We start from the raw sequence: 15,614 nt of genomic DNA, 5'->3' as shown, positions 1-15,614 counted from the left end.
CAGTCACCAATTCGTCAGAATGAAATGAACGAGCACCAGGGCGCCGGCCGCCTGCACCGCCAGCCACACCCGCACCCCGCGAGCAGGCAGCAGCGCGGCCCCGGCCAGCACCCACACATCGAACGGCAACCAAATCCGCTCCGTCTCAGCCTTACTCAACCCGCTGAGATCAGCCAGCAGCACCGCCAGCAACCCCGCCCCGGCGAGCACCGCCACCGGATTCACCGCGTCCTGCCAACGCCGCAACGCGGGAACCGCGACCGCACGCGCTGCCCTGAAGATTGCCGGGGCAGTGGAGGGAGTCGTCTGCGATGTGGCATTTGCCGGGCCCCGCATCACCGGGGCCGTCGCGATGGCCGACCTCGATAATGCCGCCTTGACGGCGGGGTCCGACCTGAGTGTCGCCGAGCCAGTCTCGATTTCCGGCGGATGGATCACTGGACTGCCTACAGGTTCCGGCGACCAGGTTGCCGGGGCGCCGGCGGTTCCTGCGCCAGGCATCGAGGTCGTGACGGTCGAGGGGAGCGATGTCAGCTGCGTCGGCGTCCGCCGGCCCGGGCGGTCCCAGAGCGCGCTGAGCCGCAGTCCGAGAGCGACGCGGTGCAGGGCCGCCATCGGTGCGAGCCCGACCGCGCAGACCGTGGCCGCGAGGTTTGCCCACACCCAGTAGGAGAAGGGCCGCTCGCTGGCAATGCCCTGGTAATAGCGTTGCACCACAAGGTGATAACCGTCCACCCACCAGAACCCCGCCGCCTTGAACGCCGCCACGACCAGCAGCACACCTATCAGTGCAGGCACCGCGGGCCGCAATGTCCGCGCCATGAGCACCGCCGCCGCAGGCACCGCCATCAAGACCAGCCCGTAACTCAGGAACATCCCGAACCCGAACAACACCCCGGCCGCCAGCGCGGTGAGCACCCATTGCGGTCGCTGCCGAGTCGCTGTGGCCAGCAAGGCCACCGCCCACGCGGTCACCCCGGCAAAGAGCGCATCCGCCGACACCGCGATCCAAATGACGGCGGGAGCCAGCGCCAGGAACGGCATGACCGCCCGCGCCCGCAATTCCGCATCACTCGCGAATTGCCCTGCCGCTCGGCCGACTTCGCCCGCCGAGTGTCCGGCGTTCACAGCATCGGCTGCGCTGCTGCTTTCCTGGATCGAGTCATCGGCGCGGAGCAGGTCACCGTCCCGGCCCACGAGGATGTCGAGGGCTGACTTGCCATTGCCTGGTCCACGGTCGGCCGAGTTGCTCTCATCGAGGTTGCGGCCGTCCGAGTTGCCGCTGCTTGCGCCGGCAACTGTGTCGATAAGTCCGGAATCACCCAGGCGGGCAGCGTCTTTCGGTGCTCCCAGGGCCCGGATGGCGATCGGGACGGCCGCGGCTGCGCTGCAGCCGACGAGGACGCAGAGCAGGGCGGCCCAGGCGCCGCCGTGCAGGCCGAGTCGGTCGAGGAGGACGAAGGTGAGCAGGGCGCCCGGGGGGTGGCCCGAGACGTGAGTGGTCCAGGAGTTGGGCTGGAAATCGAGTATGCGGCCGGAGAATCCGCGCAGCATTGCCGGGATGTCGCGGACGCCGCCGACCTCGTGCAGATATTCGTCGCGGGTGGTGAGGCGGCCGGCGATACCGCGCTGCCAGCCGTCGACCATGGCGAGCGCGAAGGCCCAGGCGACGGCCGTCAGCCAGGTGAGCAGCAGGGCGCGCCGCCAGGGCAGGCGGTACGCCAGATCCGGTCCGTAGCGCACGACCAGTACGGCCAGTGCGATCGCCGGAACGGTTCCCCAGCCCATATGCGGTAGCCAATTTCCGAAGATCGGCGCGGCGCCGGCGTAGAGATGTCCGCGCGCTCGTTCGCTGAGTATTCGCGGCACCAGGAAGGCGAGGGCGACGAGTGTCGCGGCCGCCGCCGCGCAGTACACATCGGCGCGCCGCGCGACACGGCGCGGGCGGGTCATGACAGGGGCTTTCCGCACGGATCCCAGACTAGGCCGCGTCACCCCCGCCTTTGCACCGGAATACGGGTCGGTCCAGCTCTCGTCATACTTTTGTCACCGGTCGCTACCGGTTCATTCGACCCGCGCGGCTCTACCGTCTTAGAGGTGACCGAATCCAAGGTTGAACGCGGAGTCACCGTCGTGATCCCGTGCAAGGACGAGGCAGGCGCACTGCCCGGCGTACTTTCGGCAATCCCCCGGGACTATCGGGTGATCGTGGTGGACAACGGATCCACCGATGCCACCGCCGCCGTGGCCCGGCTCGCCGGGGCGCACGTCATCGCCGAACCGGTGCCCGGCTACGGCAGCGCCGTGCAGGCCGGCGTGGCCGCGGCGCGCACCGAAGTGGTGGCCGTCCTCGACGGCGACGGCTCCATGGACCCGCGCGAACTACCGCTGCTGGTAGCCGAACTCGGACCCGACGTCGATATGGTCGTCGGCCGCCGCCGCCCGCACCGGTCCGGGGCCTGGCCCTGGCACGCAAGACTCGGCAATCAGATCGTCGCCGCCCGCCTGCGCCGGCGCTACGGTCTCGCCGTCCACGATGTGGCCGCCATGCGCGTGGTGCACCGTGCCCGGCTGCTGGCTCTCGGCCCACTGCACCCGCGCTCGGGCTATCCGCTCGAATTGCTGGTGGCCGCCGCTCGTTCCGGTTGGCGACTTGTCGAACGCGACATCACCTATCGGCCGAGAACCCATGGCGTATCGAAGGTTTCCGGTTCGTGGCGCGGAACTGTCCGGGCCGCCAAAGACTTCTGGAGTGTCCGATGACCATTCCCGCCACCCTGCTCATCGTCGCGAAAGCCCCCATCGCGGGTTTCGCCAAAACCCGCCTGACCCCGCCGCTTCCACCCCGCGATGCCGCCCGGCTGGCCGCCGCCGCCCTGCTCGACACGCTCGCCGCGGTGCGCTCCTGCGGATCCGAGGAGCGCATGGTCGCCTGGACCGGCAACCTCGCCATGGCCGAAGAATCCGGCACGATCGCCGCCGCCCTGCGCGGTTTCACGGTAATCCAGCAGCGCGGCAACACCTTCGGCGAGCGACTGGCCAACGCGCACGCCGACGCCGCCCGCTTCGGACTGCCCGTCCTGCAAATCGGTATGGACACCCCGCAGGCCGGTCCCGAACTGCTCGCCCGCTCCGCCGCCCGGCTGGCGGCCACCGGTGACACCGTCCTCGGCCCCGCCGCCGACGGCGGCTGGTGGGCACTCGGACTGACCGACCCCCGCCCCGCCCGCCTACTCGTCGATGTCCCCATGTCCACCTCCCGTACCGGCGACCTCACCCGGGAAGCCCTGCGCCGCTGCGGTTATCGAGTGCACCGCCTGCCGGTGCTCACCGACGTGGACTGTTATTCCGACGCTCTGTCCGTCGCCGCCCAATCCACCGGCCGGTTCGCAGCCACCCTCGACCTCATCAACGCGGCCTCGACTCCCGCCCTGCTGTAACCCGTTCACCTCGGCGGCAGTGCGGGCTCGCGTGATCTCCGGCCGCGCTGAGGTGGAGCGGTGCGAATGGCCGCCCGGAGGTGGCCCCGTGATCGCACAGGCAGTTGTGGACCTGTGCCGTGTCGACCAGCAGTAATTCATTGTGTGACAACAGATTCCGAGTATTGGAGACGACAGTGTCGAAGACCCGGAGCAGCATCGCCCCGCTGGAGCCGGAGCCGGAGCCGCCGGCTCTGCTCGTGCCTGCCTTGATCGCGTCGCAGGTGTCGGCCGCACGGGGTCCGGCGGTGGCGGCGCGGGTAGGCATCGCCCTGGGCATCTCCATCACACTGTGTTTCCTCACCGGGCTGATCAGCCACTGGATCCAACACCCGCCCACCTGGTTCTACTGGCCCGCACATCCGGTGTGGCTCTACCGCGTCACCCAGGGCACGCATGTGATCTCGGGCGTGATCGCCATCCCGCTGCTGCTGGTCAAACTCTGGGCGGTCTTCCCGAGACTGTTCAGCCGCCCACTCATCGGCAACCCCCTCCGCATGCTCGAACGCGGATCCATTGCGCTGCTGGTCGGTTCGGTCATCTTCCAACTGGTCACCGGCCTGTTCAACACCGCCCAGTTCTACCCCTGGAAATTCTTCTTCACCACCACCCACTACGCCATGTCCTACGTAGCCGTCGGCGCCCTCGCCATCCACCTCGCGGTAAAACTCCCGATCATCCGCACTGCCCTGGCCCGACCCCTGGCGAAACCGGCTGCGGTCTCGGGCCCTGCGCTGGCACCTGAGCTGGAATCTGCTGTTGAACAGGGTGATTCGCCTGCAATGCGGCGTACGGAACCGCTCGATGCGGGGGAGCCGCAACAGGGGCAACCCGCAGTCTCGGAGCGGACCTCGGCCCGGGTGCTGCCGGAGAATACCGCCGCGTCGGACGACTCGGTCGCGATGCCACCGGACGTCGGTATCCCGCCCATGCCGGGGGCGGCGGCACCGACCGCCGAGCCTGTTGCTGGGCATAGTGATTCGGACCCGGTGCCGGAGTATGGAGGTTCTCGCGCGTCGGGCAGTTCGCCCACATCGCCCGCTAGGACACCGGCATTGCCGGAATCGGCTGTTGTGCACAGTAATTCGACGTCTGCCGGGCAGCCCGGTATTTCCCGGCGCGCTGTGCTGAGCGCCGCCGGGATCGCCGCCGCCGTCGCGGGACTTGCGGTGGCCGGGCAGACGATACCGTTCCTGCGGTGGGTGGCAGTGCTCTCGCCGAGGAGTGGCGAAGGGCCCCAGGGACTTCCGGTTAATCGCACGGCGGCAGCCGCCGGAGTGGGGGAGCGGGCGCAGGATTCGGCCTATCGGCTCATGGTCGATGTCGGCGGCGTGCGGCGTGCGTTCAGCCGCACCGAGCTCGCGGCGCTGCCGCAGTCGGAGTCGACGCTGCCGATCGCGTGCGTCGAAGGCTGGAGTGCTTCGGCGCACTGGTCGGGTGTGCGGCTGCGCGATCTGCTCGCCGCCGTCGGTGAATACCGCAGCGGTGACGTGCGTTTCGAATCCTTGGAGTCCGGTGGCCTGTACCGCACCACGGTCCTCCCGCGGCGGCATGCGATCGACGCCTCCACCCTGGTCGCCCTCCGCGTCAATGGCGAGGACCTGGACCTGGACCACGGCTACCCGTGCCGTCTCATCGCGCCGAATCGCCCCGGAGTCCTGCAAACCAAATGGCTTTCGACCATCGAGGTGCTGGCATGACAATCATCCGAGGACTGCTGGTCGTGCTCGGCCTGTGGCTGGGCTGGTACGGCATCAGCCTGCTGCTGCAGATGAACCCTGCCGACCTGCGCTCGATCGCACTCTGGTTCGCGGGCGGAATCCTGCTGCACGACGGGGTATTCGCACCGCTCGCGGCAAGCCTGGGCGTGGCCGCCCGCCGGGTGCTCCCCGAATCCTGGTGGGCCCCAGTGGCATGCGGTGCGGTCTGCACCGTGACACTGCTACTCATCGCAGTCCCGGTGATCGGCCGAAAAGGAGCCCTTCCCAACCCGACCATCCTGGACCGCAACTACATCCTGGGTCTCGCGGTGGCGGTAGCAGTGGTCTGGGTGCTGGTCCTGGTGGCGCTACGCCGAACCCGCACCACGCACCCCTGACCCGCGACTACCTCAATTGCGTTCGGGCAGAGCGCAACCGTCCGGACCGCACACGTCACCCTCGGCAACCGTCTGCAGTACCGGGGCGTGATCGGTCCACGCCTGCTGCAGCGCCTGCTCGAACACCTCGGACGGCTGCGCGCCCGACACCCCGTACTTGCGATCGATCACGAAGAACGGCACCCCGCGCGCACCCAGAGCTGCGGCCTCGGCCTCATCGGCGCGCACCGCCTCGGCGTACGCGGTGGAATCATCGAGCACCGCGCGCACCCCGGCCTCGTCGAATCCGGCGTTCACCGCGACCCGTACCAGTCGCTCGGCATCGCCGAACAGCGGTGCGTCCTCGGCGAAGTTGGCCGCGTACAACGCGTTCAGCATGGCCTCCTGCCGGCCTTCCGCCAGGGCGAAGTGCAGCAGCCGGTGCATATCGAAGCTGCTGCCGAAATCACGCCCTTCGATCTGATAGGTCAGCCCCATCGCCTCGGCCTGTGCGCCGATACCGCGCTCATTGGCGGCGGCCTGCTCCTCGCTGATGCCGTACTTCTCCGCGATATGCGGCACCACGGCGTCACTGTGGTCGTGCGGCAGCGTCGGATCCAGTTCGAAGGACCGGTGCACCACCTCGACGCTGTCGCGATGCGGGAACGCCTGCAGCGCCTCCTCGAATCGCGCCTTGCCCAAGTAGCAGAACGGGCAGTTGATATCGGTCCAGATCTCGACCTGTACGGCCATCACACCTCACTCGAAGACGGAAATTCGCAGGCCGGAGACCCGGCCTTCGCCAGTTCCAACCCGGAACGCGGACCGAAGATTCCGCTGTGACCGGCGTCACCCGCACCGGATGTCACGTTCCGCGACCCTGGTTTGTCCCATAGCCGAACCACCACGCGACACACTCAGGAGCGCAGCGATGAACACCACCGACACCCACGAAATCGTCGTCCTCGGCGCCGGCTACACCGGCATGCTGGCCGCCATCCGGCTGGCCCGCCGCACCCGCAAGCAGGCCGTGCGCATCACCCTGGTCAATCCGTCCGCCCGATTCACCGAGCGGCTGCGCATGCACCAGGTCGCCGCCGGTCAGGAATTGGCCGACCACCGCATCGCGGATCTGCTGGCGGGTTCGGGCGTGGAATTCCACCAGGCCGCGGCCACCGCCATCGATACCGCCGCCCGCACCGTCACCCTCGACGACAATGCGCAGCTGAACTACGACACCCTGGTCTACGCGCTCGGCAGCAGCACCGACACCAGCCGGGTCCCCGGCGCCGACCACCACGCCTGGACCCTCAACGATCCCCGCCGGGCCCATGCCTTTTCGGAGCGTCTGACCGAGGCGGCCCGCGCGGGCGGTGCCGTCACCGTGTGCGGCGGCGGACTCACCGGCATCGAGGCCGCGACCGAAATCGCCGAATCCCACCCCGGCCTCACCGTCACCCTCGTCAGCCAGGCCGAGCCCGGCGCGATGATGGGCGATAAGGCCCGCGCCCACCTGAACCGCGCCCTGGACCGGCTCGGCGTACAGCGGATCGTCGGCGTGAAGGTCACCAAGGTGCTCCCCGACGCCGTGGAGCTGAGCACCGGTGAACTGCTGACCTCGGATCTGACGCTGTGGACCACCGGTGTGAAGGTCGCGCCGCTGGCCGCCGCGGCCGGTATCGCCACCGATGCGCGCGGCCTGATCGTCACCGACGCCACCCTGCGCTCGGTCTCGCACCCGGAGATTCACGCCATCGGTGACGCCGCCGCCGTCAAGCAGGCGTGGGGCCCGATCCACGGCACCTGCCAGAGCGGCCTGCCGACCGCGGCCTACACAGCGGACACTATTGCTCGTGAATTGCGCGGAAAGACGTTGCGGCCCTTCCATTTCGGCTATGTCCACCAGCCGGTGAGCCTGGGCCGCAAGGATGCGGTCATCCAGTTCACGAACGCCGACGACACCCCGAAGCGCTGGTACCTGAAGGGCCGGGCCGCGGTCGCCTACAAGGAGATGGTCAGCAGCAGCCCGGTGCCGACCTTCAAGATGAGCAAGAGCATGACCATGTCGGTGCAGCTGTCCAAGGGCGGCCGCGCCACCCGCAAGACCGTATGACGCGGACATCGGAAGCCGGGATACCCAGCGGCATCCCGGCCCTCCGATCGATTCGATCTGCAAGGTCCGGTAAAGATGAACCCCATGCAGGACCAGAGTCATGACACCGATCGGCCCGCCACTGAGCCCGAGGCGGCGATCGATCCCTTCGTGGAGCACCGCCGACTGCTGTTCGGCACGGCATACCAGATGCTCGGCACCGTCACCGACGCCGAGGACGTCCTGCAGGACGCCTGGATCAAATGGCATGCCACCGACCGTGATTCGGTCGAGTACCCCAAGTCCTACCTGGTTCGCACCGTCACCAATCTGGCCCTGAACCGACTCACCTCCGCCCGGGCCACCCGCGAAACCTATGTCGGCCCATGGCTGCCCGAACCCCTACTGACCACCACCGATGCCGCCGAGGAGACCGAAGTGGCCGACACCGTGTCGACCGCCATGCTGGTCGTCCTGGAAACCCTCACACCGGTGGAGCGCGCCGTCTTCGTCCTGCGCGAAGTCTTCGGCTACTCGCACGCCGAAATCGCCGGATTCCTGGACCGCCCCGAGGCCACGGTGCGGCAGATCTCGCATCGCGCCCGCTCCCATGTGCAGTCCCGCCGGCCACGATTCGACGCCGACGACGCCTCGCGGCGCGAGATCACCGGCAAATTCATGGCTGCCTGCCAGGGCGGTGACCTGAACGCGCTCATGGAACTACTCGCGCCCGACGTCACGCTGTGGAACGACGGCGGTGGCAAGGTCACTGCCGCCCGCCGCCCGCTGCACGGCCCCGATCATGTCGCCCGCTGGATGCTCGGCGTCATGGCCAAACCGATCAGCGCGGGCATCTACCTCGAATCCGCTTTCGTCAACGGCGAACTCAGCATTCTCGGCAAGATCGGCGACTACATCGTCGGCGCGCTCACCTACGACGTTGTCGGCGGCCGCATCGAGAACCTCCGCTTCCAGGTCAACCCCGACAAGCTCGACGGCTTGCGGCCCGCGAGCGAATAGCTCTGGGGGCAAAACCAACTGGGGGATGAGTGTTCTCCCCCGGGTGCACGGCCGCCCTAGCCATCGGCCGAACCGCACCGGGTCGCGCAGCCGATGCGGTAGTGTTCGGCGCCTGAGTCGGGGGGCCTTCACCTTCTGGCGGAAACTGTTCTCGTACAAGGAATCTCAGTTGACAATCGAATACCGGAAGCGCGTACTGCGCTTCGTCCTGCCCGCCGTGTCTGCCGCGCTCTTCGGCGCGGGCGCGCTGTTCGGCGCTCCCGCGACCGCCGCACCACTGCTGCACGCCTCCTGCTCGGCGACCGAATACGACAATGTCGACGGCGACTGCGTTCCGCGCCCACAGCAGGCCCCCAGCGCACCGCCGGGAGCAACCGCCCTCTGCAAGGACGGCGACTACAGCTTCAGTGAGAATCACCGGGGCACCTGCTCCGGCCATCACGGGGTCGCGAAGTGGCTGTGACCGTGTCGGGGTCATAGGACACAATCGGTAGCTGTGCCTGCTGAGGAACTCGTTGTCGAACCGCTGGTCGCCGCGCGCCGGTTGCTCGGCGCGACCCTGTGGTCGGGGGTGGTGGGAATTCGCATCACCGAGGTCGAGGCGTACGGGGGCGACCCCGCCGGTCCGTGGCCCGATCCGGCCGCGCACTCGTATCCGGGCCCCACGCCGCGCAATGCCGTTATGTTCGGCCCGCCCGGAGTGCTGTACGTCTACCTCAGCTACGGGATGCACACCTGCGTGAATGTCACCACCGGCCCGGACGGTACCGCCAGCGCGGTGCTGATCCGGGCCGGCGAGGTGATCGCGGGCCACGACCTCGCCCGCAGCCGCCGGCCGGCGGCGCGCACCGATGCCGATCTGGCAAGGGGGCCGGGCAATCTCGGCAGTGCCCTGGGAATCACCCTCGGCGACTATGGAACCGACCTCTTCACCGCGAAATCCGCGATCCGGCTGGAGCTGACTCCCGAAATCATCGAGCCCACAGTCATTTCCGCCGGTCCGAGGGTTGGCGTCCGGCTCGCCGCCGAACGGCCCTGGCGGCTGTGGCTGGCGGATTCGCCCGCCGTGTCGGTCTACCGGCGCAGCCCGCGCGCGCCGCGGCTCGATCGCCCCGCCTGAACCTGGAGCACACCAGCGGATTCCGCGACTGCGGGCCGCGTGCGGGCTACCGTGGAATGGAAGTCGCTCCACTGGAGGTCTCATGTTCAATCAATTCTCCGACCGGGCTCGCCGGGTGGTGGTGCTGGCGCAGGAGGAAGCCAGGCTGCTCAACCACAACTACATAGGCACCGAGCACCTGCTGCTCGGGCTGATCCGCGAGCACGACGGTGTGGCAGCACACGCACTCGAGGATGTGGGGGTGAGCCGGGAGGCTGTGCGCACCAAGGTCAAGCAGCTCATCGGGGAGGGATCCCGCGAACCGGCCGCCCACATTCCCTTCACGCCGCGGTCGAAGCGGGTGCTGGAGCTGTCGCTGTACGAGGCGAAAGAGCTGGGGGACTCCGAGATCGGCACCGAACATCTGCTGCTCGGGCTGGTCGAAGAGGGTGAGGGCGTGGCCGCGCAGATACTGAACAGCATGGACGCCGGCGCCGGGCGGGTGCGCAGCCGGATTCTCGAAATACGTGGATCGAATGCCGAATCCGCTACGCCCGCAGCGAAGTCCGTCTATGGGGCCAGTTCGATGGCGCGCCGCCTCGAGGCTCTCGAACGCCGCGTGACCGAACTGGAACGGCGGCTGGGCGACTCCCAGCCCCGCGACCCGGACGCCTGAGCTGTCGCGGAAGCGGTTGTGCCGCCGCACGGTTCGCACCGCGCGGCGGCAGCGCGGAATTACACCTCGACCGTTGCCCGGCAGCGATCGGCCGCTGCCGTCACCGCCGCGCGCCCGGCCTGGGCGGCGGATTCGCCCGTTCCGAATGCCCACCGCACCTGCTGCCCGTTCCGGTACTCCAGATACACCACCGCGGCCGCGAATCCGGTGCGGCCCGCCGCCTGCTGGTGCAGCGCCAGCACTTCGATGATGCAACCCTGTTCGGCCAGCGCGTGTACCAGTTCCTCAACAGAGCCTGCTTCCGGAACAGCGTTGTCCGGCAATACTTTCAGCTCTCGGGCATACACCTGCGTGAACAGCTCCCACAGCGTGCGCGCCGAAATCTCGGCCCCGGTGCTGTCGGTATGCCGCTGCACATGCCGCGCGAAGTCGATCTGCATACGCCGCGGCAGGTCCAGCCCGTACTCCTCCTGCAGCAGATACGCGATTCCGCCCTTGCCGGACTGTGAGTTCACCCGGATCACGGCGTCATAGGAACGTCCCACATCCGCCGGATCGATCGGCAGATACGGTACCTCCCAAGGAATCTCGTTCTCCGGCACACCGATCTGCGCCGCTCGCGCCCGGTGCTCGGCGAACCCCTTCTTGATGGCGTCCTGGTGCGTCCCGGAGAAGGCCGTGTACACCAGATCGCCCGCATACGGATGCCGCTCGGGAACCGGCAGTCGCGTGCAGTACTCCACCGTGCGCCGGATCTCGTCGATATCGGAGAAGTCGATCATCGGATTCACGCCCTGCGCATGCAGATTCAAGGCGAGGGTGGCCAGATCGACATTGCCGGTGCGCTCACCATTGCCGAATACGCACCCCTCCACCCGCTGCGCGCCCGCCAGTACCGCCAGCTCCGCGCAGGCCACGCCGGTGCCGCGATCATTGTGCGGATGCACCGACAGGATGACGCTCTCGCGCCGCGCCAGATTCCGGTGCATGTACTCGATTTGATCGGCGTACACATTCGGCGTCGCCACCTCGACCGTCGCGGGCAGGTTCAGCACCACCGGCCGCTGCGGCGTCGCCTCCCAGGCCGTGGTGATCCGATCGCAGATATCCAGCACGAAATCCGGCTCGGTGAGCATGAAGACCTCGGGGGAGAACTGGAACCGCACATTCGGCAGCTCCCCGGCCAGCTCCGCGATATCGCGCGCACCGGCGGTGATCAGGTCGGCAACCTGCTCGCGCGAGGCGCCGAGCACCACATCCCGCCAGATCGGCGCGGTCGCGATGTACATGTGGATGACCACGTCATTGGTGATGCCGCGAATCGATTCGACGGTCCGCTCGATCAGATCCCGGCGGGCGGGCGTGAACACCACAATGGTGACATCCTCCGGCGCCAATCCCTCGGCGCCGATGAGCCGCACGAAATCGAAGTCGGTCTGCGAGGCGCTGGGATACCCGACCTCGATCTCCTTGTAGCCCATGGCCACCAGCATTTCGAAGAAGCGCCGCTTACGCGCCGGGTCCATCGGCTCGGCCAGCGCCTGATTGCCGTCCCGCAGATCGACCGGCACCCACAGCGGCGCTGCGGTGATCCGGTTCGAGGGCCACCGCCGATCGGTGATCGGTACCGAAACCCGTTCGTACACATCGCGATACCGATGCGACGGCATGGCGGAGGGCTGCTGGTGATTCCACGTGGTGGAAGAGAACATGATTGCTGTCTTTCGCGTCGGAAGAGTGACCGGCGCAGCAGTTCAACCCGCGGGAGGGTGCCGGTCGGTCAGACCCCGCCGCGGCGGAGAAGCAGAAGCAGCACACCCTGAGTCATGTGGCTTAGACTAAACGGGAATCACTCCTCAGACAAGTAGAGAGGCAAAAAGGATATGTCGCAGGTCCAGAGGCACCCGCTCGCCGCACAAGCCGCCGAAGTGCTACTGGAACGGCTGCGAGCGGGGGAGTGGGAGCTGGGGCACCGGCTACCGGGGGAGACGACGCTCGCCGCGCAGCTCGGCGTCGGCCGCTCCACGCTGCGGGAGGCCATTCGCGAACTCGCCGGGCGGGGTGTGCTCGAAAGCCGCCAGGGCGCAGGCGTTTTCGTCACCGCACTCGATGTGGCCGAGGATTGGGATACGGTGCTGCGCCGCGCCGATATCGAAGCGGTCATCGAGGCCCGCATTGCGATCGAGGCCGAAGCCGCGGCCCTGGCCGCGCAGCGCCGCACCCCCGCCGACCTGCGCAATATTCTGCGCGCCCTGACCGCGCGCGCCGAGGCCGGCGATTCCGTCGAAGCACTCGTGGACGCCGACACCGCTTTTCACCGCACGGTCATCGCCGCTGCGCACAATGACATCCTGCTGGAAATGTTCAACGCCTTCGTCCCGCGCCTGCGCCGTGCCATGGTCGATATGCTCCGCATCCGCCCGATCGCCGATCCGGGGGCGGACCACCATGCGCACGAAGACCTCTATGTGGCCATCCGCGCCCGCAAGCCCGAGATCGCCGCCACCGCGAGTCGCGTCCACCTCACCTCTCTGAAGACGGCGTTGACGTAGAGGCAGACGGCATCGACGTAGGCGGTGAGGTGATCGGCCCAGCGGGACGTTCGGCGACCATCATCTACCGCGTATCTGCCGCAGGCACTGCAACCCCATGCATCTCGGGCCGCTGAGCAGGGCAAAGTGCAACTTCAAGATTCTTTTCGGGATCGCCGATGAGTTTTCGAAACGGGCTCCGTCTCTACGTATGACCGAGCTCGACCCCGAACTCGCAAGCCCCCGAAGGAAACTCGCCATGACCGCCATCGCCGCCCCCGCCCAGACCTCCGCCACCACCGCCGGCCCGAGCAAGACCCGCAACCGGGTGCTCTGGACCCTGCAGATCCTCTTCGGCCTGTTCTTCATCATCGCCTCGGGCCTGCCGAAGCTGGTCGGCCAGCATGACGCCGTGCAGTCCTTCCGCGATATCGGCTGGGGTGAATGGTTCCGCTACTTCACCGGCGTGGTCGAGGTCTCCGGCGGCATCGGCCTGCTGGTGCCCCGTCTGAGCGGCCCGGCCGCCGCGGGCCTGTCCATCACCACGGTGCTGGCCGCCGCCACCCAGGTCTTCCTCCTGCACGATGCCGCCCTGGCCCCCTTCCCGCTGGTCCTGGCCGTGATGTTCGCCTGGATCGCCTACGAGCGCCGCGCCTCCTTCGCCACCTTCACCGCACTGCTCAACCGCTGACTCCCTTGAATATTGCTTCGACACCTGATCCGCCCCCGAGGACACTCGGTGGCGGATCAGGCGCGTGCCGGTCACCACGGCATTGACGCCTCCCCGTTCCTCCCTCGCAGACGGGGCTTGTTCGCGAGGCGATGGACGGGATGATCCGGATCGGCCACCCCATCGACGCGCCGTCGATGGGGCCGGGGCCGACCTACTGGTCAGCGGGCATTCCGGGTGCGGAAAGATAGGGCGACGTGAGCGGCGACATTATCGATGAACTGACCTGGCGCGGATTGATCGCGCAGTCCACCGACCTGGACGCGCTGCGTGCGGATCTGGCGAAGGGGCCGATCACCCTCTATGCCGGCTTCGACCCGACTGCCGCGAGCCTGCACGCCGGACACCTCGTTCCGCTGTTGGCGCTCAAGCGTTTTCAGCGTGCGGGCCACCGCCCCGTCGTCCTCGCGGGCGGCGCGACCGGACTGATCGGCGATCCTCGCGACGTCGGCGAGCGCAGCATGAACTCCACCGACACCGTGGCCGAGTGGGCGGGCCGCATCCGCTCCCAGCTGGAGCGTTTCGTCGATCTCGACGATTCACCCACCGGCGCGATCATTGCCAACAATATGGATTGGACCGGACCGCTGAGCACGGTCTCGTTCCTGCGCGATATCGGCAAACACTTCTCGGTGAACGTCATGCTGGCCCGCGATACGGTCAAACGCCGCCTGGAGAGCGACGGCATGTCCTACACCGAGTTCTCCTACATGCTGCTGCAGGCCAACGACTACCTGCAGCTGCGCCGCAATCACGGTTGCCGGCTGCAGGTCGGTGGTTCGGATCAGTGGGGCAACATCATCGCGGGCGTGGAGCTGAACCGCCGCGTCGACAGCGAGCATGTGCACGCCCTGACCGTTCCGCTCGTGACCTCCGCCGACGGCAAGAAGTTCGGCAAGTCCACCGGCGGCGGCAGTCTCTGGCTCGATCCGGAGATGACCAGCCCCTACGCCTGGTACCAGTACTTCGTGAATACGGCCGATGCCGATGTGGTCCGCTACCTGCGCTGGTTCACCTTCGTCTCGCGGGAGGAACTGGACGAACTCGAGCAGGCGACCCTCGAGCGTCCGCACGCCCGGGAGGCGCAGCGCCGCCTGGCCGCCGAGATGACGACCCTCGTACACGGTGAGGAGAACACCCACTCCGTGCAGCTGGCGAGTCAGGCCCTGTTCGGCCGCGGTGAACTCCGTGACCTCAACGAATCGACCATGGCCGCCGCGCTGACCGAAGCCGCCGTCGACGGCAAGGTCGCCGAATCCACCAGCAACTCCACGATCGTGGACCTGCTCGTGGCCACCGGACTCTCCGACAGTCGCGGCGCGGCGCGGCGTGCTGTCAATGAGGGTGGCGCGGCCGTGAACAACGAGCGCGTCTCGGATCTGGAGTGGACGCCGTCCGACTCCGACTACCTGCACGGCCGCTGGCTGGTACTGCGTCGCGGCAAGAAGAACTTCGCCGGCGTCCGCAGGGCCGACTAGAGCCGATCGACATGACCTGGGTCACATTCGGATGGCCCAGGTCGTCGAAAGGTCCGGATCGCGCCCTCGCGACCTGCGGTTACGGACCCCTGACCAGGCGATTTGACGTGGCGTTTCCCGCCACGTAACTTATTCCAGGTCAGAGCGACACGGACACCGACCGGGAGCCAAACGCCCAGCTCAGAGGCTGGAAATGCGGACCCGGACACGAGGTTGTACGAGGAGCGCCTGACCAAACAGGTAAAGCCCATCTGAACCCGAGCTTGACTCGCTGGAGCAGAGAAGCTAGGCTGGAAAAGTTGCCTCACTGGAGGGTCGTTAATTCGGCCGGATGGTGTGTGCGCCTGTTCTTTGAGAACTCAATAGTGTGTCGATGAATGTCAGTGCCAATATTATTATTGGTTCCGGCTTCTCATACCCCCCGGTTGAGAG

13 protein-coding genes and 5 pseudogenes are annotated in these 15,614 nt (G+C 67.6%); 13 read left to right on the top strand and 5 right to left on the bottom strand.

What is annotated here, in order from left to right; translation table 11 throughout:
* Nucleotides 1-3: 3 nt before the first annotated feature.
* From ABZX86_RS30610 to ABZX86_RS30600, 3 pseudogenes are all read right to left on the bottom strand, one after another.
* Nucleotides 4-210: pseudogene (locus tag ABZX86_RS30610) on the bottom strand (hypothetical protein); the annotation flags it as partial.
* A 387-nt stretch (nt 211-597) separates the two neighbouring features.
* Nucleotides 598-1,041, bottom strand: a pseudogene (locus ABZX86_RS30605) (hypothetical protein); the annotation flags it as partial.
* 303 nt (nt 1,042-1,344) lie between these two features.
* A pseudogene (locus tag ABZX86_RS30600) lies at nt 1,345-1,953 on the bottom strand (hypothetical protein); the annotation flags it as partial.
* 144 nt (nt 1,954-2,097) lie between these two features.
* Between ABZX86_RS30600 and ABZX86_RS30595 the strand changes: the two are divergent.
* The 5 genes and pseudogenes from ABZX86_RS30595 to ABZX86_RS30575 all read left to right on the top strand — a co-directional run bounded on the left by ABZX86_RS30595 (nt 2,098) and on the right by ABZX86_RS30575 (nt 5,577).
* Nucleotides 2,098-2,763, top strand: coding sequence for a glycosyltransferase family 2 protein (locus tag ABZX86_RS30595; protein ID WP_355128348.1), 666 nt, complete (start codon nt 2,098-2,100; stop codon nt 2,761-2,763).
* Nucleotides 2,760-3,440 (top strand): DUF2064 domain-containing protein, encoded by a 681-nt coding sequence (locus tag ABZX86_RS30590; RefSeq protein WP_355128346.1) that lies wholly within the window; start codon nt 2,760-2,762, stop codon nt 3,438-3,440. Before ABZX86_RS30595 ends, ABZX86_RS30590 begins: the two co-directional genes overlap by 4 nt.
* Before the next feature lie 251 nt (nt 3,441-3,691).
* Nucleotides 3,692-4,183 (top strand): annotated as a pseudogene (locus tag ABZX86_RS30585) (molybdopterin-binding protein); the annotation flags it as partial.
* 78 nt (nt 4,184-4,261) lie between these two features.
* Nucleotides 4,262-5,179, top strand: coding sequence for a molybdopterin-dependent oxidoreductase (locus ABZX86_RS30580; protein ID WP_355128938.1), 918 nt, complete (start codon nt 4,262-4,264; stop codon nt 5,177-5,179).
* Nucleotides 5,176-5,577 (top strand): hypothetical protein, encoded by a 402-nt coding sequence (locus tag ABZX86_RS30575; RefSeq protein WP_355128344.1) that lies wholly within the window; start codon nt 5,176-5,178, stop codon nt 5,575-5,577. The genes ABZX86_RS30580 and ABZX86_RS30575 overlap by 4 nt, the downstream gene beginning before the upstream one ends.
* Nucleotides 5,578-5,589: 12 nt before the next feature.
* On the opposite strand, the gene ABZX86_RS30570 is transcribed toward ABZX86_RS30575, so the two are convergent.
* Nucleotides 5,590-6,309, bottom strand: coding sequence for a DsbA family oxidoreductase (locus ABZX86_RS30570; protein ID WP_355128342.1), 720 nt, complete (start codon nt 6,307-6,309; stop codon nt 5,590-5,592).
* Nucleotides 6,310-6,487: 178 nt separating this feature from the next.
* Here ABZX86_RS30570 and ABZX86_RS30565 point away from each other — a divergent pair, with 178 nt between their 5' ends.
* From ABZX86_RS30565 to ABZX86_RS30545, 5 genes and pseudogenes are all read left to right on the top strand, one after another.
* Complete coding sequence (locus ABZX86_RS30565; RefSeq protein WP_355128340.1) at nt 6,488-7,669, top strand: FAD-dependent oxidoreductase; 1,182 nt, start codon at nt 6,488-6,490, stop codon at nt 7,667-7,669.
* A 75-nt stretch (nt 7,670-7,744) separates the two neighbouring features.
* A complete protein-coding gene (locus tag ABZX86_RS30560) occupies nt 7,745-8,668 on the top strand; it encodes an RNA polymerase sigma-70 factor (RefSeq protein ID WP_355128338.1) in 924 nt (307 codons plus the stop codon).
* Nucleotides 8,669-8,837: 169 nt separating this feature from the next.
* The gene (locus tag ABZX86_RS30555; protein WP_355128336.1) at nt 8,838-9,131 is read left to right on the top strand and encodes a DUF3761 domain-containing protein; all 294 of its coding nucleotides are present in this window, start codon (nt 8,838-8,840) and stop codon (nt 9,129-9,131) included.
* 33 nt (nt 9,132-9,164) lie between these two features.
* Nucleotides 9,165-9,788, top strand: a complete 624-nt coding sequence (locus ABZX86_RS30550; RefSeq protein ID WP_355128334.1) for a DNA-3-methyladenine glycosylase — start codon at nt 9,165-9,167, stop codon at nt 9,786-9,788.
* Nucleotides 9,789-9,870: 82 nt separating this feature from the next.
* A pseudogene (locus ABZX86_RS30545) lies at nt 9,871-10,293 on the top strand (Clp protease N-terminal domain-containing protein); the annotation flags it as partial.
* Nucleotides 10,294-10,502: 209 nt separating this feature from the next.
* Here the strand turns inward: ABZX86_RS30545 and ABZX86_RS30540 are convergent.
* A complete protein-coding gene (locus ABZX86_RS30540; RefSeq protein ID WP_355128332.1) occupies nt 10,503-12,155 on the bottom strand; it encodes a 2-isopropylmalate synthase in 1,653 nt (550 codons plus the stop codon).
* A 171-nt stretch (nt 12,156-12,326) separates the two neighbouring features.
* Here ABZX86_RS30540 and ABZX86_RS30535 point away from each other — a divergent pair, with 171 nt between their 5' ends.
* From ABZX86_RS30535 to tyrS, 3 genes are all read left to right on the top strand, one after another.
* Nucleotides 12,327-12,995: an FCD domain-containing protein gene (locus tag ABZX86_RS30535; RefSeq protein ID WP_355128330.1), complete on the top strand. Its 669-nt coding sequence runs from the start codon at nt 12,327-12,329 to the stop codon at nt 12,993-12,995.
* 238 nt (nt 12,996-13,233) lie between these two features.
* On the top strand, nt 13,234-13,665 hold the full coding sequence (locus tag ABZX86_RS30530) for a DoxX family protein (protein ID WP_355128328.1): 432 nt from the start codon (nt 13,234-13,236) through the stop codon (nt 13,663-13,665).
* Between the two features lie 236 nt (nt 13,666-13,901).
* Nucleotides 13,902-15,182, top strand: coding sequence for a tyrosine--tRNA ligase (gene tyrS, locus ABZX86_RS30525; RefSeq protein ID WP_355128326.1), 1,281 nt, complete (start codon nt 13,902-13,904; stop codon nt 15,180-15,182).
* Nucleotides 15,183-15,614: the final 432 nt, after the last annotated feature.

Source organism: Nocardia sp. NPDC006630, from assembly GCF_040611495.1.
Classification (GTDB): domain Bacteria; phylum Actinomycetota; class Actinomycetes; order Mycobacteriales; family Mycobacteriaceae; genus Nocardia.
Note: the sequence above shows the minus strand (reverse complement) of the source record. Positions and strands in the feature narration are given on the sequence as shown.

Excerpts from the sequence above, each read along its gene's own strand:
- ABZX86_RS30590 (WP_355128346.1), top strand. The coding sequence starts at position 2,760 with ATGACCATTCCCGCCACCCTGCTCATCGTCGCGAAAGCCCCCATCGCG.
- ABZX86_RS30580 (WP_355128938.1), top strand. The coding sequence starts at position 4,262 with ATGCGGCGTACGGAACCGCTCGATGCGGGGGAGCCGCAACAGGGGCAA.
- ABZX86_RS30540 (WP_355128332.1), bottom strand. The coding sequence starts at position 12,155 with ATGTTCTCTTCCACCACGTGGAATCACCAGCAGCCCTCCGCCATGCCG.
- ABZX86_RS30575 (WP_355128344.1), top strand. The coding sequence starts at position 5,176 with ATGACAATCATCCGAGGACTGCTGGTCGTGCTCGGCCTGTGGCTGGGC.
- ABZX86_RS30530 (WP_355128328.1), top strand. The coding sequence starts at position 13,234 with ATGACCGCCATCGCCGCCCCCGCCCAGACCTCCGCCACCACCGCCGGC.
- ABZX86_RS30535 (WP_355128330.1), top strand. The coding sequence starts at position 12,327 with ATGTCGCAGGTCCAGAGGCACCCGCTCGCCGCACAAGCCGCCGAAGTG.
- ABZX86_RS30565 (WP_355128340.1), top strand. The coding sequence starts at position 6,488 with ATGAACACCACCGACACCCACGAAATCGTCGTCCTCGGCGCCGGCTAC.
- ABZX86_RS30560 (WP_355128338.1), top strand. The coding sequence starts at position 7,745 with ATGAACCCCATGCAGGACCAGAGTCATGACACCGATCGGCCCGCCACT.
- ABZX86_RS30570 (WP_355128342.1), bottom strand. The coding sequence starts at position 6,309 with ATGGCCGTACAGGTCGAGATCTGGACCGATATCAACTGCCCGTTCTGC.